A 26,162-nucleotide genomic window follows, 5' to 3' on the forward strand; every position below is an offset into this window, starting at 1 on the left:
TATCGGATTTAAAAAATCAGAGTCGTTATCTATCTTGTAGAGAGTCGATATAACAAAATAAAACGGGTTATAAGCTTATATGGATGAACCTTTTTAGAGTGTCACTTGCATGACTGTGTAATAAATAAGACGTTTTTGTTTTGTAACATTTTTATAACTCTCTGTATATTAGTATTACCGAATATACAGAGAGTAACAATGCAACTCATCAGCCAATTACTACCGTTTGTCCATTATATTCATAATAATGAATATAATGTCTTATCAGAAATGGACTAGTCTTGATTGTCCAGCTTTTTGAACACAGATTCATATTCTTATTACAAATTTGTATAGGGTCTGTTGAACATTCAAATATTAGGACTGCCAGTGCCACATTTGAATGTTCAACAGACCCTATATGTTACTGACTGATATTGTGTATTAAAGCACCACTTTGTGTGTGAATCTATATACAAGTCATAGTTAAATAAGTGTTATCCGATAGGCAAAACTATCTGCACCACAAGCCCTTGTACGCCATCTTTGCGGTTATAAACATTGATTCGTCCTTTGTGCGCCATGACAACCGCGTAGACGATTGCCAGTCCCAAGCCATAGCCACCCGTCTCGCGATGACGCGCAGAATCGAGGCGGACAAAGGGCTGAAAAATACGATCTACATCCTTATCCTCGACGCCGCCGCCCTCGTCAGTGATACTGATTTGGATAGCAGGTGTTTTATTGTCCATCTGCACTTCTGTCATCTCAGCAATCACGGTAGAGGCTGGTGAGGTATGCATAAAGGCATTGCGAATGACGTTCTCAAGCGCACTGTGCAGCTGTTCTTGATTGCCAGATATGGTCCAACACTCTGTCAAAAAATCCGTTCGTGATATTTTTAGTGAGGAGCTAGGCGGCTGCCATTGCCAGCGTACGTTTTTATGTTGAAACTCGAAACAAACATCTTGGGCAATGTCGCTAATAATCTCAGAGAGATTGACGGCCTCACTTTCTAGATTATCGATGGTGTATTGCTGCATTTGTAGCGATTGAATATGGATAATTTGCTCAATCAACTCATTCATTCGTGCCGACTCTTTATCGATACGGTCGAGATAACGACTGGCATTGGGCGCAAAATCCCGCGTCAGCTCAGTGGCGACATCCAAACGCGCCAATGGCGAGCGCAGCTCATGCGAGATGTCACTGAGCATCTGCTTACGTGCCAGCTCGCTATCAGCCAGTCGTATCGATAATTGGGCCACGTCTTTACCCAATAATCCTAACTCATCATCTCCCATCGTTGTTAAGTTTGGATTGACTTGATAATCACCATCAATCATGCGATGGACGGTATGTTGCACTCGGCGAATACGCTGGGTCAAGGTACGACTGAGCCAATAGCAGACCAAAATACTAAAGAGAATTATCAGCAACAAGCGCACAGGAAAATGACTGCGTTGCAGCGCGACCAATTCGGCAAAACGCAGATGGGGACGCAGCTGTATGATAACGCTCTGCTCATCCGGTAAAGCAACTGTCAGGTCAGCCAATTCAGGGCGATTATCGCTATCAGCTATCGCAGCTCTCCGACTAGGCATCACTGGCTGAAAAATGCTTTCGAAATAAGACGGCTTAGCACTGGGCATCTCATTAACGGGCTGAGCAAATGAAGCATTGTTAGGTTTCGGCGGTGTTTCCATAGAATAATCAAGTGCTTGCCGATCTTTTGGCTGATCCTCTCTGTCCCGATAGCGTGGAAATATGATAGCGCCTTGCCCATCGTAGACTCTAATCTGACTCATCAATCGTCGCTCTTGACGATACATATCTCTAACCGTGGGTAAATCGCCTATTTCTAACGCTGCAATCAGCTTTTCACGCTTGACCAATAAGCGCTCAATCTGCACATCCATCCGAGCGTTCAGCTCTTTTTCACTGAGCCAGCGCTCCACCATAATGGATAAAACCGAGGTGATCAAAATCGTCACCAATAAGCTTAAAAATAGACGCCAAAATAGAGTCATGCGTATCTTAAATATTGACGCTTTTATTGAGTAGTCCGTCATCACAGCACCAACTGATAGCCTTTACCACGAATCGCTTTTATCGGCTCATCGTGGAAAGGTTGAAGTTTTTTTCGCAGTCGCGAGACGTGGACATCAAGACTACGATCGAAGGGCTGTAACTCTCGCTGCAACACATGCTCTGACAGCCACGCTTTACTCACGACCTCGCCTTTTTGTTTGAGTAGCGCGACCAAGAGATCAAATTCTGTGCCAGTGACTTGCAACTCTATGCCATCTATCTGACAAAGCCGCTGGCTTTGATCCAGATGTAAACGGCTCTCTGGTAGCGGCATATGTTCTGATGCCGCCGCGTTGGTGCGCTTAATGACGGCATTGATACGTGCCAGCAGCTCTCGAGGATTACAAGGTTTGGTAATATAATCGTCAGCGCCCAGCTCCAGCCCAATAATACGATCAATCTCTTCTCCCTTGGCAGTCAGCATAATCACGGGGATATCACTAATATTGGGCAACTGACGCAACACACTAAGACCATCGATTTTTGGCATCATAATGTCTAACACTAGCAGATCGTAAGCAGCCTCATTATTCATCGCCGCTTTAAGTTTTTGTATGACCGCCTCACCATCGTGAACGCAGTCGCATGTCACCCCGTGGTTGTGCAAGTACTCTTGTAATAACTGGGTCAATTCTTCGTCATCATCGCCTAGTAATATGTGTGGCACATCTGTCTCCTTAAGCGTTATATCGCTTTATTAGCCATATTATCAGTCAATTGCTTATCCATTCGCTATAAACGTTACCTTTCTTAATACTTCATAAATGTTCGTAACCTTTAACTGTCGTAACATAACGGCTATCAGCGACAAATACTGATGATATGCAATGATGGATAGTGGCTATCCGGGACACTTACCATGCATAGGCTGATCAGATAAAAACTGACTTTTTCGCAACCAATAACGTTTGCACCATAAATTAAGGTAATAATGATGAAAAAATTATTAATGGGCTCAGTATTAGCAATGTCTAGCATTTTCACCGTAACAGCTTGTACCAGTGTGAATGCAACCACCGATACCACACCAACGACCAGCAAAATGCAGCATAAAGATGGCATGAAAAACGCCATGAAAAAAGACGGCATGAGAGGTCCAATGTCGCAGCTAGATCTAACAGCAACGCAACAAGCGCAAATCAAAGCCATCATGCAAGCACAACACGGCGATCGTAAAGCTGACCGTACAAAATACCAAGCAGAACGTACGCAAATGCAGCAACAAATGCAAGCATTGACCAGTGCCAGCACATTGAATACAGCCTCCGTTAATCGTCTAGCTGACCAGCAAGCGGCGAAAACCAAACAACGCTTTATTGAGCGTGTACAAACTCAACATGCTATCTCGCAAGTATTAACCGCTGAGCAGCGCGCCAAGCTTGCCAAATTGCAAGCCGAAAAAATGGCTAAAGGTTATAAAGGCTCAAAGCACGGTAAAATGCATGGCAAACCACATCAAGGCATGTAAGCTTTTATCAATACAGAGACATGTATTAATAGTTAATGTCTTACAAGTGTTAAAACTAAAAAGCGCATCGTATAAACGGTGCGCTTTTTTGGTTTTAATTTCAATAACGACTAACTAAACTTACCTACGATTAATCCGCTTTTATTCAATCGTCCCGAACTTCTCTTTAGCCATCGGCATGACACTAAACATCATCTTACCCATCGCAGTACCATTGCCATCACGATAATACTGCATCAACTCGCTGCCATACTCGCGCACATCAATACTATTACTGGCATTAGGCACTTGTACCTCGTTTGGTAAATTGGGAAACGCCATGTCTTTAGTACTGATAGCGGAATACTGCTGCAAAATATCCATGACCATATTATTAGAGGAAGTTTCACTCGGAAGCTCACTACGCAGATGCTGCCATTTGAGCTGACCACGCTTATCAAAGCCATACAACTGCTGTGTCTCTGCTTTCGCTAGTATTGTACCTTCTTTCGTCTCTTCTTTTGCCTCTGCCATTGTTTCATCTACTGTCTCACTGCCACTATCTATGTCATTCTTTATCATTGCCAACATTTGCTGCACTAACGCTTTACTGGTAAATTTCTTAGCATTTGTGTCGCCTGCCTCGTAAGCCGCGCTTTCTTTAACCAGTTCTGGATATCGCTGACTTAGCCGCTCGTAGATGATGCGCATGTAGTCTTGATAAAACTGCTCATAACTCTCAGCACTTTGTACACGGCGAATGACTTGATTACTTGCCAGCATGGCTGGTAGCTGATGCGCGGGCAGCTTGGGAGAGAGCGAGGCTAGCGTATTAGGGGCGACATAATCAAACTGGCTGACAGGTGCAGCATCAAATGTGGCATCTAATGCTGCAAAGTGGCTTTTTATCAATTCACTACCAAAGCCTTTGGGTAAGGTGCCGTCATCAATGGCTAGTTTTAACCACTTGTTGCGCCACTTTATGCCGAGCTTATCGTCTAACAGTTCTGAATTGAGCATCGCAAAATTATCTGCCCACAGATAAATATCACCGTTTTTAAAATCTATATAAACTGGCTGATTGATACTGCTTTGATGATTGCGCGCTTGATACTGCGCGCTCACCAGCATAGTCGCCTTGCCAGCCATTGGCTGATAAATGCCTTGTGCATTGATAGACAGTGGCTTTAGCACATAAGCATCTAGTAATTGTGACTTTTTGATATCTTGTTTGCTCTGCTTATTCTCATATTCATTAAATAGCTTTTCATAATAGGGCGATACATAGGGTGAGACAGTCGTAGCGCTTGCTTCACGAGCCGAGTCCATATCAGACGCGGTTGTTTCCATCTCTGCTACTGAATCTACAACGTCTTCAGCTGCCGCATCAATGGCATAGGATTCACTATCATAGTGCGCGTCTCTCCATGCCTCATAAGCAGCCGAACAAGCTAGGTAGGACTGTTTAAGTGCCTCACGCTGGTCATCATAATCAGTCGCTGCAATATCCTTATGCTGTGCTTGCGCCTTTGTTAATAAGGCCCCATAAGCTTGGTCGTGGCTATCATCACAATAGCTATCCACATATTCTGATGCCACCAGTTGCGTGCTATCAACATCGCTAAACTGTTGCTCGTTACTGATTTCAAAATTGCTATGGTAGCTAAAGGACTGGCGGCGCTGTTTTTGTAACGCCGTCGCCAATGCTGTCTTGGCTGCCGCTGGTGTTTGCTTAGCAGTTATCGCGTTAGATTGTTCGAGACTGGTAGATTGGCAACCCGTTAATAATAGTGCCCCTGTGATCAATGTACCAGCAAATAGGCGGTGGCTATTGATAACTGACGGAAAGCTAGCTGACGGAAGACGACTTGCAATGATTTGATGTGCTTTTTTCATTTTTTATCCTTAATAAATATGGGCTTGAACATGACAAGATAGCGTTATTGATCGTCTACCCTGTTGTCAGCATCATCTGCGGCATCGTCTTCGATATCATTATCATCTTGACGATCAACACTGTCATATTCTGCTGCCTCATAGCTGCTATCATCATCCGCATAATCGCTACCATAGTCGTCATCATCGTAATCACCACTGCGACCACTATAATCATAGCGGGCATCACGTGCCGCTTGCAGCCTGTCTTTTTGTTGGCGTTGCTCTGCGATCCATGCATTACCATCGATAGCAGCTTTAGCATTTGCGCCAAAAGACTCGGTCAATAAAGGCGTTAGTGCGTGGTTATTAAAGCTGCTTTTATCATAGCGTACTTGGTTTAATACAGTGGTCGTAGAACCCATCAAATCGCCACCGATATTTACTCGCTGCTGCTTAGCAAGCAGGCGATCTGAGCTATCTAAATAATAATAATTTATCTGATTAAAAGAGATCGGACCGATGGCCTCAATAAGCTGCAATAGCGCGCCCACATCCGCACTTTGATAGCCTTTATTGTATAGCTGCACTTTCGCCAGCGCGGTTTTTAGCATAGCGCCATCAGGATATTTTTGTGGATTGGCATCGACATAATCCTGTAGCGACTTTGTCATGTATTTTAAAGTCTTGCCAATCATCTCACCGCTTTGCTTACTGCCAAAATAGACTTTTACCGCACGCCTCGCCCCGACTTCTTTGGCAAAGGCATCACTGCGAATATCTACCGCGCTAAAGTGCTCGGGCGCAAGCTCTGCCATGCTACTCTGTATGGCAGCGATGGCGGCATCATAAAGCACTGCTGGCGGTAGCTGCGCCGTAATACTCTCGGGTAACCCAAAACTGACAGTATGCGAGGCCATTTGGTTAGGTAAAGGGGTATTGTCAGGATTAACAAGCGCCACGATAGGCATGATTGCAGACGGGTCTACCGTGACTTTGCTATGGTTAAAATCGAACGCTAACGGTATCTGGATGGATGAGCTAATCGTCGGTGTCACATAGTCATAGCTATAGACGCTCTGTAGTTGTCGTTGTTTGGGTTTGTACTGAGTGACACTATTAAAGGTTAAATTTTGATATTGATAAGCATTTGACGCAGCTATCTGTTCAGGCGTACGATGGAACATACTCAGCATTTGACCAATGACGCCAGTAGATGGCGTTGATGATTGGCTACCTTCTACAGCCTCTGATTGTTGTTTTGCCATCTGTATGGCTTCATAGTTTTTTAACAGATTTTTAGACTTTAGGTTTGAAACCCCTGAGAGAATACCGCCCTCTGCATTACTATATTCATTATAGCCATCTATGTCGTAACCCTCTCGATTGTAGCCATATTCGTTGTAACCGTCTTGATCATAGCCGTCTTCATCGTAGTTAATATCCTCTACAACACAGACTTCATAAGCGTCATCGTCATCATTTTTATTGCATGTATTCGACTCTATACTTACCGCTGCTAACTCTGCCATAGCCTCAGTTTGCCTGTCCTCATGATCACTTTCATCATAAGCACTTTCATCATAATCGCCGTCAGGCTCATAAGCATAAGCTTCTATAATCGTTCTAAGCAAGCTACTAGATCCTGCATCAATGCTATCTGGATCAATAAAAGGTGCGGCTTGATAATTGGCTTGCGCGACTGCCACATGTTCTGTTACCAGATGCTGACGAATAGCCGCCAGTAAATGTGATTTGGCTTGATTGTCGGTATTGGGGTATTTGTCTTGGTCAAATAATTGTTGATAACGCTCAGATTTGGCAGTGCGGCTTGCATTAAATGCACGTCCTTGGGCTTGGCTCTGCGTGCTATCAGCGCTACTAAAATCAATCATGCTTTTTGATACCGCAGATGATGATAGCGCTGGGTTTGATTGGCAGCCTGCCAGCCCAAACGCACTGCCAACCAGTAATGCGCAGCCTGCTATAAAGGTTAATTTGCGCGACTGATATGAATGCTTATTATGCTTGTTGTGGTTATAGTTATGGGCAGATGACTGATGATGAGCCATGCCAGAGTGACGCTGTTGGTCGCGTTTATGAGTATGGTTGGATGACATAGTAATTTCTTCTTATAAATAGACAGACAATAACGAATAAATTCTAGCACTATTATTTATATCACAATGCGTTACAATTTAGTAAGATTAGAACGTATTTCTTAAAAATTTTCAGCATTTTTGATAAGACTGTTTATCTAGCAAACGTGGCGCTAATCATTATGTCAATTAAGGCACGCCCTAACGTTCTAGCCTCTTTATTTTTACAGTCTTATTTTTACAGACCAAACGTGTCATCACTTGCTCAAAAAGGAATTTATAATGCAAAATCTAATATCAAAAGATGAAATCAATGCTTCTCAAAATAACTTTAAAAACAGAGCAAAAATAAAAACCGCTATTCTATTAATCAGCAGTACGTTTTTAGTATCGCTATCTGCTCATGCGGCTGAGCCAACCACCAATCAATCAACTACCATCAACCCAACATCGATTAATACTAGCGCCATCAATCTCGCTATTATGGCTGATAATCCTACTGTGTTGTCTGAAACCAAACGTGTTACACGAGCCAAAACCAATACGCTTACTTCCACGATTAACAACGCCAATGCCGATCAAGCCATTTATTCTGAAGATGCGATTCATCATCCGGTTTGGGCAAAGAACGGTATGGTCGCCACCCAAGAAGCGCTTGCCTCTGATATTGGACTCAAGATTTTAAAAGACGGTGGTAATGCGGTTGATGCTGGGGTCGCGGTTGGCTTTGCCTTAGCAGTGACTTTGCCGCGTGCTGGGAATATCGGTGGCGGTGGTTTTATGATGATTTATGACGCGAAGCAAGGTAAGACCGTGGCGCTTGATTATCGTGAAAAAGCACCAAGTGCTGCCACTCGTGATATGTATCTCGATGAGGAAGGCAATGCTGTCAGTGATTTATCACGCTATCACGGTCTAGCGGTTGGTGTACCGGGGACAGTAGCAGGATTGCTCAAAGCACTAGAAGAACATGGCACGATGAGCCGCGGACAGGTGATGGCACCAGCCATTGCACTGGCTGAAAATGGTATTGAAGTCACGGCTGGCTTGTCCGAGTCGCTCACCGCCTTGAGCGAGCGTTTACAAAAATGGCCAAGCACTAAAAAGATATTCTTTAAACCTGACGGCAGCGCTTATCAACCCGGTGAGCGTTTAAAGCAGCCTGAATTGGCAAAATCGCTAAAACTGATTGCCGCAAAAGGTGCAGATGGCTTTTATAAAGGTGAAACGGCCAAGAAATTGGTAAAAGCGGTTAATGATGCGGGTGGTCGTATGAGCTTACAGGATTTGGCTAATTATGAAGCCATCGCTCGCGAGCCAGTTAAAGGCGACTATCGTGGTTATGAGATCGTCTCTATGCCGCCACCGTCCTCTGGTGGTATTCATATCATCCAAATCTTAAATATTTTAGAAGGTTATCCGCTAAAAGAATACGGACAAAACAGCGCGCAAACCATTCACTTAATGGCAGAAGCGATGCAGCTCGCTTATGCGGATCGCGCTGAGTACTTGGGAGATTCTGATTTTATCGACGTACCTACCAGTGGTCTAACCTCTCAGGCTTATGCGGATAAACTGCGTAGCCTAATCGATCCAAACAAAGCCACACCAGCTTCGACGATTAAAGCAAACAATCCCCTACCATATGAGAGCGATCAAACCACGCATTTCTCTGTCGTTGATAAAGACGGCAATGCCATAGCCAATACTTATACGCTAAACTTCTCTTACGGTACAGGTCTTGTCGCTGATGGCACAGGCATTTTATTGAATAATGAAATGGATGATTTTTCTGCCAAACCGGGTGTGCCAAATGGTTATGGCTTATTAGGCGGTGAAGCAAATGCCGTTGAAGCCAATAAACGTCCATTATCGTCTATGAGTCCGACGCTGGTATTCAAAGACAGCAAGCCTTACATCGTTACTGGTAGCCCAGGTGGTAGCCGAATTATCACCACGGTTCTACAAGTCATATCCAACGTCATCGACCATGACATGAATATCGCTGAAGCCACTCACGCACCGCGTATTCATGACCAATGGCTGCCTGATGAGATTCGTATCGAAAAAGCCCTTAATGTCGATACCATTAAAAAACTAGAATCAATGGGACATAAGGTCAGTCCGCAGTCTGCCATGGGCTCAACGCAATCGATTATGCTGACCCCAAATGGCGTGTATGGATCTTCAGATCCACGTATTGTCGATGCGGCAGTCGTTGGGTATTGATTTGATTTTTTTATGATAAATGCGTTTGGCGAAATTGGCTGGGCGACAAACCCGTGAATTGTTTGAACTGACGGCTAAAAGCACTGTGATCGCTGTAGCCGCAGTTCAACGATATCTGAGTCACTGACACCTCATGACGAGCCAATAACTTCACCGCATACTCCAAGCGCAGCTTTTGCACAAACTGTAATGGCGACATATTCAGTACGGCCTTAAAGGTGCGCTCTAGCTGCGATACGCTTAAATTAGCCAAGTCGGCCAATTGGGCGATATTTATTTTTTGATCAAGATGTGCTCGTACAAACTGAGCGACTTCAGCCAAGCGCGCGTGTTTACGTAAAACGCGCTCGTTATCTTCATCAATATCGACCGATATCCCAACCATGGCGACCACTTGTTGGCTCTTATTATAGATAGGCAGTTTATTGGTAATACACCATCCTAACTGACCGGACGCATAACTGTGCAGCTCTAAGTTATCAACGATAGACTTCCCCTCTCGCAATACCTTCATATCTTGCAAAATATAATCCCTACTCTGTCGATGCGAAAACACCTCTTCTGTGGTAAATCCCACGATATCTTCGTGCTGACTCAACTGACAGCGTTTTAACAAGGTTTTGTTTGCCAGCTGATAACGCGCCTGCTCATCTTTCACAAAAAATACCACATTGGTCAAAGTATTCAGCAGCGGTAGTAATAATGAGACATTACCGATAAAAGCCTCACGGCTGTCAGGACGATAGACAGTCATACTCTGCTGCAATGACGTGGTAAGCATAGCAAGCGCGGTATCTTCTATTACATCTGTTATTACATCAGTCATCGCATCTCATCCCTGTCATATCAATTTTACATTCAGCCAAACATCCATAACTCGAAGGCTATGTCACGCTGGCGAACAGCACGCAAGAAAAATTTACCGCAGCAGCACGTAGCTATTAACGTATCGACTTTATTTCGAACTGACTATTTTATTGCCAATTTTTAGGCACAGACCTCTCTAGTGTACACCGAGCCACTATGCAGAAATACGCATTTATCCATGAGAAAACACCAAGACGCTCTCTCTAAAAAAGTCCACTCTATATATAGACCTCAGAAAATAACAACCAACTATTGGCTGTTAACTTAAAACCATTAGGTCTCATGCATAAAAAGCGGAATATAACTTTTTCACGGATGAATTAGGGCGTCAGTCATGTCTTCTATATTATTTAATTTTAAAATTATTGACTCTCATACGGGCGGTGAGCCCACTCGTATGGTCTATGACGGCTTTCCTGAACTCGTCGGCGACACTCTTCAAGATAAGCTGCAATACTTCAAACAAAACTTCGATCATCTACGCAAAAGTATCATCTTAGAGCCACGCGGCAATGATGTTCTTGTCGGTGCGTTACTCTTCCCTGCTACCAATCCTAAAGCCGCAGCGAGCGTTATTTTCTTTAACAATGCTGGTTATTTAGGCATGTGCGGACACGGCACGATTGGCGTTATCGTCTCATTGGCTTATCAACGAAAGATATCGGCAGGCGTGCACTGGCTAGAGACTCCTGTCGGTCTGGTTAAAGCAACCTTACATGATGATGGCAGCTGTAGTGTACAAAACGTCCCTTCTTACCGTTATAAAAAACAAGTTGACGTTCACGTTCCTGAATTAGGGCTTATCCGTGGCGACATCGCTTGGGGTGGCAATTGGTTCTTTTTAGTCAGTGAGCATGGACAAGACATTCAAGCAAATAATGTCGAAAAATTGACTCAAGTAACCATGCAAATTAAGCAAGCATTAATCGCTGCTAATATCACCGGCAAAAACGGCGGCGAGATTGACCACATCGAGTTATTTGCCGATAGCGATGATGACCAAGTCGATAGTAAAAACTTCGTTTTATGTCCAGGTGCTGCTTATGACCGCTCACCCTGTGGCACCGGCACCAGTGCCAAGCTTGCCTGCCTTGCTGCTGACGACCTCTTAGCGCCTGGTCAAATCTGGCGCCAACAAAGTGTTGTTGGCAGTGTATTCACTGGCAGTTATCAATATGCAACTAAGCTCAATAATGCAGCTGGTACGGCCTATCCTGCACAGACCATTATCCCAACGATTCGTGGTCATGCTTATGTTTGTGCTGAGACCACGCTCATTGTGCAAGAATACGATCCTTTTAAATGGGGCATCCCGTCTTAATGAGCTCTCAGCATTATTTATGAAATGACCTGATTTATGAAGTGGCTTAACTTATTAAGTGACCTTATTTATTGATAAACGCGTAAACACTATCAAGAGTGCTTAATCGACGAACGTAAGCGAGAAAAATTATGACTACCTCAAACGTCGACTTGCATATCATTGGTGGCGGCATTATCGGTCTAGCGGCTGCGGTGACATTGCAAGCGCGAGGCGTAAAAGTCGCACTGCTGGACGCCAATGAAGTGGGTCAAGGCGCATCATTAGGTAACGCAGGTCATATCGCTACCGAGCAAGTATTCCCCATTGCTGATGCCAGCATGCTCCGTCATGTACCCGCCATGTTATTGAATCCGACTGGACCGCTGCGCATAGACTGGCGCTATCTGCCGCGTTTGATGCCTTGGGCAATGCAGTTGCTAATGAATATGCGCCCTGAGCCCTTTGAGCGGATTCATCAAGCGTTGTTAAGCTTAAATCAAAACAGCCTCCAAGCGTGGCAAGGCTTTGCTGATCAGTGGCAATTGGGCGATTGGATACAAGTAAAGGGTTCGTTATTAACGGTTGAAAAGCCTAGTAGTCTTGAGCTATTAACAGCACACGGTAAGCGTCTCAATGACATTGATGTGAGCAATGAGCTGCTGAGCAAAGAGGATTTATTAGAGCGTGAGCCTGCCTTACAAGAGAACCAGTTAGCAGCGTTATTTTTCCCAAATACAGGACATATCACCAATTTAAAAGCCGTTATTAATCAGCTTCACCATACTTTTAGACAGTTAGGCGGTCATGTCATTGAACATTGCCGCGTCCTTGCAGCGACCAATGATGCAGATGGTATTCATTTGACCACCAGTCAAGGTGATATGACAGCGACCAAAGTGATGCTATCAGCAGGCGCCCACTCTAAAGCCTTGGCCAAGCAATTAACGGGCGTCAACATCCCTTTAGATACCGAACGTGGTTATCACTTAATGCTACCGCATGAAAGCGCGCGCTTACAGATTCCCGTATCGAGTTTGGATCGACGCTTTGTCATGACCCCGATGCAAGACGGCCTACGTTTGGCGGGTACGGTGGAGTACGCAGGACTGGACGCGCCTGCCAATATGCAGCGTGCACATATGCTATTACAACAAGCGCAGCCTATGTTAAAAGCGCCGTTAGATGCTAGTGATAGCGTGTCATGGATGGGGTTTCGTCCATCGACCGCAGACTCCTTACCAGTCATCGACAAAATCGAGCGCGTATTTTTAAGCTTTGGTCATCAGCATTTAGGCTTAACGCAAGCTGTCGTTAGTGCGCAAATGATTGCCGAATACTATTTTGATGAAGACCATACTATCGATCCAAAACCGTATCAACTTACCCGCTTTCAATAAGGTGCTTATCGAACGGTTATGAACCAAGTAAAAATCAACCGATTCATCATTGAATCATTACCCGTTAAATCACCATCAATATCAACACCAATAAGGATAGTCTCATGAACATAAATGGAATTTTAGTCCCAATCGTCACCCCTTTCGACAATAACGGCGACGTTGATGCGCAAAAATTAACGACACTGGTCGAAGCTTTTATCGACAAAGGCGTAGCCGGTATCGTCGCTTGCGGTACCACAGGTGAGTACTATACGTTTTCGGCCTCAGAGCGCGAGCTCGTATTAACCACTATCGCTGCAGCCGCAAAAAATAAAGGCGCTGAAAATAAAGTCACTCTGATTGCTGGTATCAACAGCTTATCGACTGACCACTCTATTGAGCTTGCCGCACAAGCCAAAGCCTTAGGTTATGACGGCCTGATGCTGTCTGCCACCCCTTATAGCTTACCTGAGCAAGATGGCATCATCGCTCACTTCGAAAAAGTCGCGGATGCTAGTGAGCTGCCGATTATTATGTACAACTTCCCTGATCGTGTTGGCGTTGCCATTGAATTTGACACTGTTGCTCATCTAGCTAAGCATCCTAACATCGTCGGTGTAAAAGAAAGCAGCGGCGACTTTAGTCATGCGCTACGCATGCTGCAAGCTAATTTTGATGACTTTGATGTGGTTTGTGGCTGTGATGATCAGCCCGTTGATTTCTTCTTTTGGGGTGCAAAAAGCTGGATCGCAGGCGCAGCGAACGTCTTCCCAGCAGAACAAGTCGCATTATTTAACGCCACCCAGCAAGGCGACTGGGATAAGGCCAAGCAAATCATGAGTGAGATTTATCCTGCTATCCATTCTATGGAGTCTGGCAACTACAACCAAAAGGCCAAAGCGGGATGTTTAAAAGGCAGCATGGATGTCGGCTCAGTTCGCGTGCCACTAACTGACATGCCAGAAGACGAAAAAGCAGAGTTTTTAGCCTTACTGTCTAAATAGCACTCAGCTCAGCTTAGTAAAAACAATGTTAAGGATAACCCACGCTAAATTTGATGCCGTATTCAAATCTCGAATCGATGACATCAAACTTAGCAGATAAGGATTAGAAAAATGAGCACCAAACAACAATCTACCAAACAACAAGTATTTGAGAAAGCAAAACAGCAGCAATTATGGGCGGGTCACTTAATAGCAGCAGATGGCTTATCAGACGCTACTTTGGACAATTACACGCCGATTGATAACAGTATTATCGGTCAAATTGCGTCAGGTACTAGCGATGATGTCGATACTGCCGTGCAAGTCGCTCGCGATGCTTTTGAAAACGGTGAATGGCGTCGTCTGGCTCCTGCTGAGCGCAAGGCTATTGTGCAGCGCTGGTGTGCACTCATGCATGAGCACGTCGAGGAGCTGGCAGCATTAGATTGTGTGGATGCGGGCAAGCCGATTACCGAATGCTTAAACACTGACATGCCAGCGACTATTGAAACTTTTGAATGGTATGCCGAGGCCGCTGATAAGGTATTTGGCAAAGTCGCGCCGACAGGTAACGCGGCTTTAGGACTTATCGTGCAAGAGCCCATTGGTGTCGTTGGTGCGGTATTACCTTGGAACTTCCCAGCCCAAATGTACGCTTGGAAAGTCGCCCCTGCTCTCATTATGGGCAACTCCGTTATTGTTAAACCTGCTGAGCTGACCTCTCTATCGGCTTATCGTTTAACCGAGCTTGCCTATGAAGCTGGCGTGCCCAAAGAAGCGCTGCAAATGGTCTGCGGTCTTGGTGAAAATGTCGGTGCCGCACTCGGCCAGCATATGGATGTCGATATGGTGTCGTTCACCGGCTCAACAGAGGTCGGACGTCTATTCTTACAATACTCGGCCCAAAGCAATCTAAAAGAGATCGTCTTAGAATGCGGCGGCAAAAGCCCACAAATAGTCTTTGATGATGCCGTACTTGATGACGCCGCCATTAACGATATCCTATCAGCCGCGTTTTGGAATATGAGTGAAAACTGTAGCTGCGGCTCACGCTTATTAGTTCACAGCAGCCAAAAACAAGCGCTACTTGAGCAACTAAAAAACGGTCTAAAAGGTTGGAAGGTCGGCTCACCCTACGATCCTGATACTGCCATTGGTCCTATGATTGAAAAAGCCCATTTTGACAAAGTTTCACATTATTTACAGACTGCTAAAGAGGAAGGCGCAACGATCGTTGCAGGTGGCAACATTCGTGAAGATTTAGGCAGTGGCTGGTATATTGAGCCGACTATTTTTGATGATGTTACAGCCGATATGACTTTGTTCAAGGAAGAAGTATTTGGTCCTTTGCTGGCGGTAACGAGTTTTGAGACCGAAGAAGAAGCCATCAAATTAGCCAATGAAACCAACTATGGACTCGCCGCTTCTTTTTATACACAGAACATCAAGCGCGCTTATCGTGTGGCATCGTCCATTAAAGCAGGTACTGTTTCAATCAACGGTTTTTCAGAAGGTGATATCACGACGCCATTTGGTGGTTATAAACAATCAGGGTTTGGCGGTCGTGACAATGGTTTAGAAGCCTTATCACAATACGCACAGACCAAGACTATTTGGTTAGTTAATTAACAAGCGTGTTCAGTCAGTACAGTCATAAATTAAAACAACAGCTTAAATGATTTAAGCCTTTAGTCACATACTTACAGGGAAGTAAGGCCATGGAAGCGATTATTAATACCATCGTCGGCTATATATGGAGCGATGCGTTAGTTTATTTGGCACTCGGTGTCGGCATTTATTTTACCGTGATGACTCGCGGTGTCCAGTTTCGCTATCTCAAAGAGATGACTAGACTGTTGTTTGATAAGCAAACTTCAACCCAAGGTATTAGCTCTTTCCAAGCCTTTTGTATGGCGTTATCAGGTCGTATTGGGGTTGGTAATATCGCAGGGGTGGCCACCGCTATCGCAGCGGGTGGTCCAGGAGCGGTATTTTGGATGATTGTCATGGGCTTACTTGGCGGTGCGAGTGCTTTTATTGAGTCTACCCTTGCACAGGTTTATAAGCATACGGTCGATGATCAATATCGTGGCGGCTCGCCCTTCTATATCGAACGTGGTCTAAAGATGAAGCCATTCGCTATTCTAGTAGCAGCAGTCACTTGTCTTTCTTATGGTGTTTTGGTGCCGGGCGTGCAAGCCAACACCATTGCCGACTCTTTCAATACCGCCTTTAATATCCCACCCGTCATAACTGGTGCCATCATCGTTGCTCTATTGGCCTTTATTATCTTTGGCGGTGTCAAACGTATCGCCAGTTTTGCTGGCACGGTTGTGCCCTTTATGGCAATTGGCTATATTCTGTTGATGGTTATTGTCTTGGCCTTTAATGCCTCAAACCTACCTGCTATGTTCGCTCTTATTTTCAAAAGTGCGTTTGGTATGGATGCTGTCTTTGGCGGTATTGTTGGTTTAGCAATATCTTGGGGTGTGCGCCGTGCTGTATTCTCAAACGTTGCTGGTGCAGGCGAAGCTACTTTCAGCTCCGCTGCTGCAGAAGTCTCTCACCCTGCCAAACAAGGCTTAGTGCAAAGCTTTTCTATCTATGTTGATACGGTTCTCGTCTGTACTGCAACTGCGCTTATGATCTTGTCTACCGGCATGTATAACGTTATTCCTGCCGAAGGCTTGGTCTTAGTCGAAAACATGCCTGGCATTGCAGCTGGAACCGCATTTACTCAAGCCGCAGTATCAACGGTATTTAGTCAATTCGGTAGCGGTTTTGTTGCTATTGCTATCTTCTTATTTGCCTTTACTTGCTTGATTGCTTATTACTACATCGCTGAAACCACCCTAGTCTATTTGGATAGCAAGCTACGCTATCCAGTACTAAAGCCAATATTAAAAATTATATTCTTAATAATCTGCTTCACTGGTAGTATGCAATCAGTCGGTGTTATGTGGGCGCTAGGTGATATTGGTTTCGGCAGTATGTGTTACCTTAACTTCATCGCCATCGTCTTACTCAGCAAAACGGCGTTAAAAGTGTTAAAAGACTACGACGAGCAAATGAAGCTAGGACTCGATCCTGTCTTTGACCCTAGAAAAGCAGGCGTTGAAAACGCAGACTTTTGGATAGCTTATAGTGATAAACATGATAAGCGTTAAATATTAGCTAAATAATCGTAAATCTTTCACCTATCAGAGCCTTCTACATCATTATGATATAGAAGGCTTTTTCCTATAATCAAACCCATTCCCAAAAACCATCCATTCAATTTGATACCCTTGAATCGGTGGCTGTACGTACCAAATAATGCTATTATTAGCAGCTAAATTTAAAATGAATAAATATGGCTATTGACGTCTTATTCACTTCTAATTAACTCTAAAACACCAATTAAATCATTGATAATAATAAATTTATTTTCTTAGCAACCTATTTCCTTTTGATCGTATCAGTAAGAGTCCTCTATGGCATTTGTACACCTTGGCATTCACAGCGAATATTCGATCACCGATTCTATCGTGCGTATAAAGCCGCTTATCAAAGCGGCGGCGGCAGACAACCAACGTGCGCTGGCGTTAACTGATTTATCCAACCTTTATGCCACGGTGAAGTTCTATCGTGCCTGCCTAGGTGCTGGTATCAAACCGATTATCGGTAGCGAAGTCATCATGGAGAATGAGGACACGCGGCTAACCCTGCTAGCGATGGATAACGAGGGTTATCAAAACATTACCCGTATCGTCTCGCTTGGCTTCACTGAAGGACGCGCTGACGCTGCCAATCATGGCGTGCCTGTCATCAAACGCAGCCATATTTTAGAGCATGCCGCAGGCGTCATTGTCTTATTTACCGAAAAGTCAGATGTGGGTCAAGCGCTAGTCGGCTCTATGCCAGAAAAAGCTGATGAGCTGCTGACAGAATGGCAAGCACAGTTTGATGATCGCTTATACTTTGCCATCAAGCGTACCAATCGTTCAGGGGAAGACACCTTTATTCAGGCTGCTATCCACTCAGGTGCCAAATACAATATTCCTATTATTGCTCATAACGACGTACGCTTCTTAGAGCAAGACGATTTTGACGCCCATGAAGCGCGCGTTTGTATCGCAGGCTCCTACGTGCTCGCTGACCAAAATCGTCCGCAAACCTATTCAGATGAGCAATATCTTAAAACCCAAGCACAGATGGAGCAGTTGTTTGATGATATTTCACAGGTAATTGATAATACTTTGCGTTTAGCAACCCGCTGTAATGTAACCTTGACCCTTGGTATTAACGTCCTGCCCGATTTTCCTGTCCCTGAAGGCGAAACGATTGAATCGTTTTTTCGCGCAGAGTCAATACGGGGCCTTAACAATCGATTAGATAAGCTATTTCCCGTTGAAGCACGTACTGATAACTGGAGCGATTTTCGCCAAAAGTATGATGAACGCTTAGAATATGAGCTGGAAGTTATCTTATCCATGGGCTTTCCCGGTTACTTCTTAATCGTCATGGACTTTATCCGCTGGGCAAAAGCCAATGGCGTACCCGTTGGACCCGGTCGTGGTTCTGGTGCAGGATCCTTGGTCGCTTATGCGTTAAACATTACCGACCTCGACCCTATCCATTACGACCTACTATTTGAGCGCTTCTTAAATCCTGAGCGTGTCTCCATGCCCGATTTCGATATTGACTTTTGTATTGAAGGTCGTGACCGTGTTATTGATTATGTGGCGCAAACTTATGGGCGTGAAGCGGTCTCGCAAATTATAACCTTTGGTACCATGGCGGCAAAAGCAGTGGTACGAGATGTGGCGCGGGTACAAAGTAAATCGTACTTTCTTGCCAGCAAATTGTCTAAATTAATTCCAAAGACCCCCGGTATTACGCTCAGCCAAGCGCTCGAGCAAGAGCCACAGCTTAAAGACTTAATCTCCAATCCTGACAATATGGATTATGAAGATGCTATCGAAATTTGGGAGATGGCAATCAAGCTTGAAGGTGTCTGCCGAAACGTTGGTAAACATGCCGGTGGCGTACTAATTGCCCCGCATAAAATCACTGACTTTAGCGCCATTTATTGTGATGACGATGGTCACCGTGTCAGTCAGTTTGATAAAGATGATGTCGAAGCGGTTGGTCTGGTAAAGTTCGACTTTTTGGGTCTACGTAACTTAACCGTCATTAACGCTGCGGTAGAAAACATCAACTTGCGTCGTGCGAAAGAAGGCAAAGAAGCGTTGGTGTTAGAAGACTTGCCATTAGATGACAAAAAAGCCTACAAGCTATTGCAAGATGCCAAGACTACTGCCGTCTTTCAGCTTGAAAGTATGGGTATGAAAAAGTATTTGGCGAAATTACAACCGACTAATATCGAAGATGTGATCGCCATGTGTGCGCTCTATCGTCCGGGTCCGCTCGATGCTGGCATGGTAGAGATGTATATTGATCGTAAACACGGTCGCGAGGAAGTCATCTATGACCATCCAAACCTTGAGCCAATATTAGAAAACACCAACGGCGTTATTGTCTATCAAGAACAGGTCATGCAGATCTCGCAGGTCATGGCAGGATATAGCTTGGGTGGTGCGGACATGTTACGCCGTGCGATGGGTAAAAAGAAACCCGAAGAGATGGCCAAACAGCGCGATATCTTTGTCACTGGTGCCACGGCGCAAGGTATCGATGAAGTGACCTCAGGTGGTGTCTTTGACCTGATGGAAAAGTTCGCTGGTTACGGTTTTAACCGCTCGCATTCTGCCGCATATGGCGTGCTTGCTTATCAGACCGCTTATCTCAAGCAATACTACCCTGCCGAATTTATGGCAGCGGTATTGACATCAGATATGAACAACACCGACAACGTGGTGTTCTTTATCAACGACTGCCGTGAAAACTTTGATTTGACCGTCGTTAATCCATCGGTGAATCGTAGTGAATGGCATTTCGTCGCCGATACCCCGACCAATATCATTTATGGCTTGGGTGCGATTAAAGGCGTTGGCGAAGGTGCCGTTGAGTCTATCGTTGATGCGCGCCGCCGTGAAGGTCCGTTTAAAGATTTATATGACTTCTGCCGCCGCGTCGATATCAAAAAAGTCAATAAACGTACGCTTGAGGCCTTAGTGAGTGCTGGGTGTTTTGATGACTTTGCGGCGACCCTACGTCCTGACTTGCCAGCCGATGAAGCTTACGAGATTCGTGGCGCGCTTATGAGTCAATTGCCAAGCGCCGTACAAGCCGCTGAACAAGACCGTCAGAACCGTGAAATCGGCATGATGGACTTATTTGGTGAAATGGACGGTGTCGTTGCTGCACCGCCATTGGTCATGACCTCAGAATTAATTTGGGGTGATAAGCACCGTTTAAAAGCGGAGAAAAACACCTTAGGTTTGTATTTAACCGGCCATCCAATCAATGAGTATTTGGATGAGATCAAACGCTATACCTCAGGCGCACGTCTCGATAAGCTAACGGACACTGGTTACAACGGTAGCTGCTATTTTGCAGGCTTAATTATCGATATCGCTAACTTTGGTAATCGTAATGTAATTATCTTAGATGATGGAACCTCACGCCTTGAAGTTAGCTGCTATGCTGAACGTTTTAACCGCGTCAAAGAACAGTTGAAGGTGGATGAAGTGGTCATCATCAAAGGCAGTATTCGTGAGCGTGACGGTCGTCTGTTTGCTCGTCTTGATAATGCCATGAGTATGGTTGATGCACGCTTGCGATGGCTGAAAAAAATCAGTATTAAAGTCCACGGCAGTGACATTAACCTACTGACACGTTTGCAGCCACTACTCAAATCGGCACAAGCTGACATTATCCCAAAACCGCGCTTGTCCTTTAATGACGAGCAGGACGAGCAAGGTAATAGCAACAATAACGTTTATGACCCTGCCATGGGTGGCAGCTTGTATGACGAAGACGGTAATGATTTGTTGGCATTAGAAAGTGATATGAGTCAAAGCGCTTCTAATCAAAGTTATGCCAATAATGCTCTGAGCAATACCGACGCCTCAATCAACGATAACTGCCTGCCGCTGGGACTTAGCATTTACGAAGAGTTCGGTATTGCTAATGTAGGGCTCTCCGAACATTGGCGCGTCTACCCTAACGATGATAATTTGCAGCAGTTGAAGAACATGCTTAGCGAAGATAATTTACATTTTCATTATAGCTAGGGCGTGTCCTCATTTAAAAAATGGTCATAAAAATGAGATAAATTGCAGGCAAGTGAGGAAAATAGCGGAAATAATATCGGGATATTAATCAGCTATTTGACGATGTTTGGCAAAATTTAGCCATTTTTAGCCCATTTAGATACAATCGCTTGAATTGAGGGCACGCCCTAAACTGTTTATTGTGGTTATTCGAACTGCACTAATTTTACGATATTGGACATACCCTTATGACTGAAAATTTTAATAACAATCCTATCAATGCTGCTTCTGATGAAGAAATTATCAATCACGAACAATTTGAAGACATGCGTGACTTGCTAGAAGAAGACTTTGCCGACTTGATACAAGTTTATATTGCTGATAGTTACCAGCGCCTCACAAAGTTACGAGCTGCCCAACAAAAAAATGATAATGCCAATGGTTTCGAAGTTGCTCATGCGCTAAAAGGGGCTTGCGCCAACTTGGGTACGACCCAGTTGATGAACCTGAGCAGCCAATTACAAGAGCGCTGCCGTGAGCGCCGTATCGGTGAGCAAGCGGCACTGATTGAAGATATCGCCGTCGCCTTACAACGTGCTGAACAGGCAATCAATCAACGCTTGGGGCAATCATGAGTAGTGTGAATGACTATCTTTCTTGCCTACAAGTCGTCATGGTTAATACCACTTTGCCTGCCAATATCGGCTCAGCGGCACGCGCCATGCATACCATGGGTTTGTCGCGTTTAACTGTCATCGATCCCAAGCTACCAATCGATGACACCAGCGTCTCTCATGCTGCTGGTGGCAGTGACGTATTATCATCAGCCTTGATATCGCCAAGCCTAGAGTCTGCTATTGGAGATTGCCAGCTCGTATTTGCGGCCAGCAGTCGCAGCCGTCATTTGCCGCGCCCTGTGGTGACACCCACGCAAGCTGCCAAAATCATGTTTGATTTTATCGATAAGCAAACTGCTCTCGATGTAGCCGATAATAATGAAAGCACTAAATTGAGTGAAAACACTCAATCTACAAATAAGCCAAATATTGCTATCTTATTTGGGCGTGAAGATCGTGGTCTAACCAATGAAGAGCTGGCTTGTGCTGATTATCATATTCAAATCGATGCCAATCCTGCTTATCCAGTGCTCAACGTAGCATCCGCTGTACAAGTGATTGCCAGTTTTATTTTTGCTTATGCCCAAGCGCATCTTAAGCTTAATGATAACGACGGTATCAACAGTCTGGACATGCATTTACGCCAACAATGGGATGAGCCAGCCATCACCCAGCAGCAACTGCAACAACTGACTCAGCGTATGACTGAGCTAATGGTGCAGCGCGGACTGGCCGATAGTGAAAACCTAAAGTCTTTACCGTCACGCCTATCACGACTGGGCTCACGCTTACAGCTTGATCAAAAAGAATATCAGCTATTAAGCGCTTTAATTGCTAAGCTTGCAAAAGATTAAAGCTTCTAATGCGCAATGTTTAGGGCGTTGAGTTTTTGGCATTGGCAACAGTAGTGTTAGTGTATTGCAAATCAGATGGTTTAATAATAAAAAGGAGTTAACAGTGAACTGGACTGTTTATTTATCTGGAGAGATACACAGCGACTGGCGGCAGAAAATTATGCAAGGTGCGAAGGATTATGGTCTTGCTATTACCTTTACCTCCGCCGTGACTGAACACGAAGCCAGCGACGCGGCTGGTGATGTGTTGGGTAAAAATGAAAATGGATTCTGGCGCGACCATCAGTCATCAAAGGTGAATGCGATTCGTACCAAAAATATGATTCAAAAATGTGATATTGCCATAATTCGCTTTGGTGATAAATACAAACAGTGGAACGCCGCCTTTGACGCGGGCTACTGCGCCGCTTTGGGCAAACCTTATATCACGCTACATGCTGAAGATATTATTCATCCGCTAAAAGAAGTGGATGCGGCTGCAATGGCATGGGCGCAAACGCCTGAACAGGTTGTCGAACTGCTAAAATATGTGACGAGTGATAATTAATTAGCATATATAGTCACATAGGATTGTTTGTAGACAAATCGCCACAGCTTGGCGTTTTATCTATGCATACTCTGTTTTAATTTATCACTCATTGCTATATTTTGTACTGCGAAACTGCTATAACTAAAAAGATTGTTATTAAAAATACGATAGGACGCCTTATGTCATTGCCAGCCAAATTGTTCAAATCGCTTGCCAGCATCAAAAAAGACCTAAAAGAAGATATCGATGCGGTATTCACCCGCGATCCTGCAGCGCGTAATAGCTTGGAAGTCATCCTAACCTATCCTGGCATCCATGCGCTTGTCTTACATCGTGGTGCCCATTATCTTTGGAATCATGACCAAAAGCTCGCTGCTCGCGTTATTTCTTACGGCTCACGTATTATTACCGGTATCGAGATTCATCCTGCTGCTAAGATTGGTAGACGCTTTTTTATCGATCATGGTGTTGGCGTTGTCATCGGTGAGACGGCTGAGATTGGTAACGATGTGACGCTATATCATGGTGTTACTTTGGGCGGTGTGTCTTGGAATAATGGTAAGCGTCACCCAACATTAGAAGACGGTGTAACAGTCGGTGCTGGTGCAAAAGTCTTAGGGCCATTTACAGTCGGCAAAAACGCCAAAATTGGCTCGAATGCAGTGGTAGTCAAACCAGTACCAGCAGGCGCTACGATGGTCGGTAGTGCGGCTCGTATGATCTCAGATCATCACGATGAAAAAGGCAATCCCATCGCGACAAAAGTACAAGATGCCAAGCAACAAGAAAAAGTCGCGAAAGCAGGTGACAGCAGCGAAGATCAAACAGCTGATACCACCCCTACCGCGAAACGTACCAATACCTTCCGCGCTTATGGTATCGATCCCTATTCGCAAGACCCTGTCGCAGAAGCATTTGCTAAAATGCTTGAGCACATTCAGCAATCAGAGAATCGCCTCGATCAACTGCAGTCAGCGATGTGTGATATTGATCCTAATTTTTGCAAAAAAGAATATGACAAGCTTTGTTTAGAAGATTTAGATGTGATTGGTCGTGCTGATGTAGAAGATATCAATGATGAAAAAAATCGCTAAGACAATCGTTAGAAGTAGGCAGTACTGTTACCGTATAAACTGATAACAAATGCTTATATAGGTTTTAGTGAAGAACCAATGAAATCAAAGCGGAATTAGATAAAATCTACCATGTCCGCATACATGGTAGGTTAACCTTCTTGATTTTCTAGCAAATTCTGACTTAGCAAATCGTTGCTTTTCATCTCAGAGTAAGATGCACGAGCTAGTAGCGCATGATAAAAGATATCTTTCATTGACTGTGACATAATATTTTCCCTTTAGTTTTAGAGTTATTAATTATTTATTAGCATGAGTATTGAATAATGATTCGTGTAGACTCAGTACGAATTCTTTCGGCATATAATCTTCAGTTATTTTGCCTGTCCCCCATTGCCCTCTGTCGCTTTTATCGCCCCACATCCAAGCATTGCCTTTATCATCTATAAAAGAATAATCAGCAAAGCCTCCAGTTCCATATTGGTCAACTTTTATATCCTGAGCAATCCGTATAGGTCTTTGAATATAGTCTTTGGTTGAACTAGATCTAGATGAATACACGTAATTACCCCACGTATAAAGGTCACCATTGATAGTATTAGACGATATACTATTTAATCTGACAACCTTTGATAGACCTTCTACTTTTTTTGGTGACTTAATAAAAATTTCTTTAGATTCTTTCTGAGCAGACCATTCATGCGAACGCCAACTCCAAACACTACCATCTTCTAATAAAGCAAAATTTGCGTACCCTTTAGTAAAATCAACTGCCTGTTTTGGAAGAGAAACAATGACTGGTGAATAATAAATTTTTCCATTGCTAATAGTGGTTTTCTTAGCATTTGGATTACCTAATGAATCTAATGTTGAAGATGATGAAACAATTGATCCATCCTCACTCAGAGCGACGATAGCACCTGCACTACCTTCGGCTTTGACAATGTATTCAAAACCTTCGACAAGCACAGGCGAATTAAATTTTTTCTGAATATTACCGTTAACAACACCTGTTTCGTTGTTCCCTAAAAAAAACACCTTTCCTTCGCTATCAACAAATATAGAAGCTTGCTGACCTGCATGAATGTATACCAAACTCTTAATCCCTTTAATCTGCCTCAACTCCTCAATAAAGGTGTCGTCATCATTAGGGTCTATCTCTCCATATCTGTTGCTGCCCCAGCCCCACACTGTGCCATCTTTACGTAGCAGTAACATATGTCCACCACCGCCTGAAACTGCTACCGCATCATTCACATCCTCGACTTGCCTAGGCGTTGGGTCTTGTCCTGTCTTGGTATCACGCAATAAACCATCTGTACCCCATGTCCAAAGCGTACCATCGTCCTTTACTCCTGCGCTCCATGAGTTGGTCATGGCTAAGCGCTTGGGCTCAATATTAATCTCAAGTGGAGTTTCTAGTGGCTCGTCTGGCATATTTGCCACAGGGTAGTTATCTTCGGTCAATGTCTTGATATGTTCGGAAGGCGTTTTATCGCAGGCAATCAGCATTGTCAAAGATAATATCAAAGCCACTACAGAGAGTGTGGACGAATACTTATGCATAGTAAGGTTTTGAAAAGACATAGATTCTCTTATTTTTAGTTTGAACAGCTACTATCACTATTTTCATCCATGTCTTCATAAGCAGCACGAGTTAGTAGCGCATAATAAAAGATA

18 protein-coding genes are annotated in these 26,162 nt (G+C 44.3%); 12 read left to right on the plus strand and 6 right to left on the minus strand.

Features of this window, described 5'->3' with window-relative positions:
- Nucleotides 1–476 precede the first annotated feature (476 nt).
- The gene (locus tag ACSUPM_RS07475; protein WP_436879814.1) at nucleotides 477–2,009 is read right to left on the minus strand and encodes a sensor histidine kinase; all 1,533 of its coding nucleotides are present in this window, start codon (nucleotides 2,007–2,009) and stop codon (nucleotides 477–479) included.
- 41 nt (nucleotides 2,010–2,050) lie between these two features.
- Nucleotides 2,051–2,737, minus strand: a complete 687-nt coding sequence (locus tag ACSUPM_RS07480) for a response regulator transcription factor (RefSeq protein WP_025651010.1) — start codon at nucleotides 2,735–2,737, stop codon at nucleotides 2,051–2,053.
- 267 nt (nucleotides 2,738–3,004) lie between these two features.
- On the opposite strand from ACSUPM_RS07480, the gene ACSUPM_RS07485 reads away from it, so the two are divergent.
- Nucleotides 3,005–3,538 (plus strand): Spy/CpxP family protein refolding chaperone, encoded by a 534-nt coding sequence (locus ACSUPM_RS07485; protein WP_436879815.1) that lies wholly within the window; start codon nucleotides 3,005–3,007, stop codon nucleotides 3,536–3,538.
- A gap of 141 nt (nucleotides 3,539–3,679) precedes the next feature.
- On the opposite strand, the gene ACSUPM_RS07490 is transcribed toward ACSUPM_RS07485, so the two are convergent.
- Both ACSUPM_RS07490 and ACSUPM_RS07495 read right to left on the minus strand, forming a co-directional pair.
- Complete coding sequence (locus ACSUPM_RS07490; protein ID WP_436879816.1) at nucleotides 3,680–5,413, minus strand: hypothetical protein; 1,734 nt, start codon at nucleotides 5,411–5,413, stop codon at nucleotides 3,680–3,682.
- 44 nt (nucleotides 5,414–5,457) lie between these two features.
- Complete coding sequence (locus ACSUPM_RS07495; RefSeq protein WP_201616976.1) at nucleotides 5,458–7,512, minus strand: hypothetical protein; 2,055 nt, start codon at nucleotides 7,510–7,512, stop codon at nucleotides 5,458–5,460.
- Between the two features lie 261 nt (nucleotides 7,513–7,773).
- Here ACSUPM_RS07495 and ggt point away from each other — a divergent pair, with 261 nt between their 5' ends.
- Complete coding sequence (gene ggt / locus ACSUPM_RS07500; RefSeq protein WP_436879817.1) at nucleotides 7,774–9,720, plus strand: gamma-glutamyltransferase; 1,947 nt, start codon at nucleotides 7,774–7,776, stop codon at nucleotides 9,718–9,720.
- A 10-nt stretch (nucleotides 9,721–9,730) separates the two neighbouring features.
- Here ggt and ACSUPM_RS07505 read toward each other — a convergent pair whose 3' ends face one another.
- A complete protein-coding gene (locus ACSUPM_RS07505; RefSeq protein ID WP_227687582.1) occupies nucleotides 9,731–10,546 on the minus strand; it encodes an AraC family transcriptional regulator in 816 nt (271 codons plus the stop codon).
- 375 nt (nucleotides 10,547–10,921) lie between these two features.
- Between ACSUPM_RS07505 and ACSUPM_RS07510 the strand changes: the two genes are divergently transcribed.
- The 10 genes from ACSUPM_RS07510 to cysE all read left to right on the plus strand — a co-directional run bounded on the left by ACSUPM_RS07510 (nucleotide 10,922) and on the right by cysE (nucleotide 24,503).
- Complete coding sequence (locus tag ACSUPM_RS07510) at nucleotides 10,922–11,908, plus strand: proline racemase family protein (RefSeq protein ID WP_201567236.1); 987 nt, start codon at nucleotides 10,922–10,924, stop codon at nucleotides 11,906–11,908.
- Nucleotides 11,909–12,039: 131 nt separating this feature from the next.
- Complete coding sequence (locus ACSUPM_RS07515) at nucleotides 12,040–13,287, plus strand: NAD(P)/FAD-dependent oxidoreductase (protein WP_201583635.1); 1,248 nt, start codon at nucleotides 12,040–12,042, stop codon at nucleotides 13,285–13,287.
- Nucleotides 13,288–13,391: 104 nt separating this feature from the next.
- Complete coding sequence (gene dapA / locus ACSUPM_RS07520) at nucleotides 13,392–14,273, plus strand: 4-hydroxy-tetrahydrodipicolinate synthase (RefSeq protein ID WP_201583634.1); 882 nt, start codon at nucleotides 13,392–13,394, stop codon at nucleotides 14,271–14,273.
- Nucleotides 14,274–14,384: 111 nt separating this feature from the next.
- Nucleotides 14,385–15,881 carry an aldehyde dehydrogenase gene (locus tag ACSUPM_RS07525; protein WP_025651019.1) on the plus strand — a complete coding sequence of 499 codons (1,497 nt, stop codon included), beginning with the start codon at nucleotides 14,385–14,387 and terminating at the stop codon, nucleotides 15,879–15,881.
- An 89-nt stretch (nucleotides 15,882–15,970) separates the two neighbouring features.
- Entirely contained in the window at nucleotides 15,971–17,419 is a 1,449-nt protein-coding gene (locus tag ACSUPM_RS07530) for an alanine/glycine:cation symporter family protein (RefSeq protein ID WP_025651020.1), read from the plus strand.
- A gap of 306 nt (nucleotides 17,420–17,725) precedes the next feature.
- Nucleotides 17,726–21,430: a DNA polymerase III subunit alpha gene (dnaE, locus tag ACSUPM_RS07535; RefSeq protein WP_436879818.1), complete on the plus strand. Its 3,705-nt coding sequence runs from the start codon at nucleotides 17,726–17,728 to the stop codon at nucleotides 21,428–21,430.
- A gap of 227 nt (nucleotides 21,431–21,657) precedes the next feature.
- Nucleotides 21,658–22,044 carry an Hpt domain-containing protein gene (locus ACSUPM_RS07540; RefSeq protein WP_025651023.1) on the plus strand — a complete coding sequence of 129 codons (387 nt, stop codon included), beginning with the start codon at nucleotides 21,658–21,660 and terminating at the stop codon, nucleotides 22,042–22,044.
- On the plus strand, nucleotides 22,041–22,880 hold the full coding sequence (locus tag ACSUPM_RS07545; protein ID WP_436879819.1) for an RNA methyltransferase: 840 nt from the start codon (nucleotides 22,041–22,043) through the stop codon (nucleotides 22,878–22,880). The genes ACSUPM_RS07540 and ACSUPM_RS07545 overlap by 4 nt, the downstream gene beginning before the upstream one ends.
- Nucleotides 22,881–22,983: 103 nt before the next feature.
- Nucleotides 22,984–23,427, plus strand: coding sequence for a YtoQ family protein (locus tag ACSUPM_RS07550; RefSeq protein ID WP_201577060.1), 444 nt, complete (start codon nucleotides 22,984–22,986; stop codon nucleotides 23,425–23,427).
- Between the two features lie 161 nt (nucleotides 23,428–23,588).
- Entirely contained in the window at nucleotides 23,589–24,503 is a 915-nt protein-coding gene (gene cysE / locus ACSUPM_RS07555; protein WP_436879820.1) for a serine O-acetyltransferase, read from the plus strand.
- A 279-nt stretch (nucleotides 24,504–24,782) separates the two neighbouring features.
- On the opposite strand, the gene ACSUPM_RS07560 is transcribed toward cysE, so the two are convergent.
- Nucleotides 24,783–26,069, minus strand: a complete 1,287-nt coding sequence (locus tag ACSUPM_RS07560) for an RCC1 domain-containing protein (RefSeq protein WP_436879821.1) — start codon at nucleotides 26,067–26,069, stop codon at nucleotides 24,783–24,785.
- Between the last annotated feature and the right edge of the window lie 93 nt (nucleotides 26,070–26,162).

Source organism: Psychrobacter okhotskensis (assembly GCF_965638355.1).
GTDB classification, from domain to species: Bacteria; Pseudomonadota; Gammaproteobacteria; order Pseudomonadales; family Moraxellaceae; genus Psychrobacter; species Psychrobacter okhotskensis.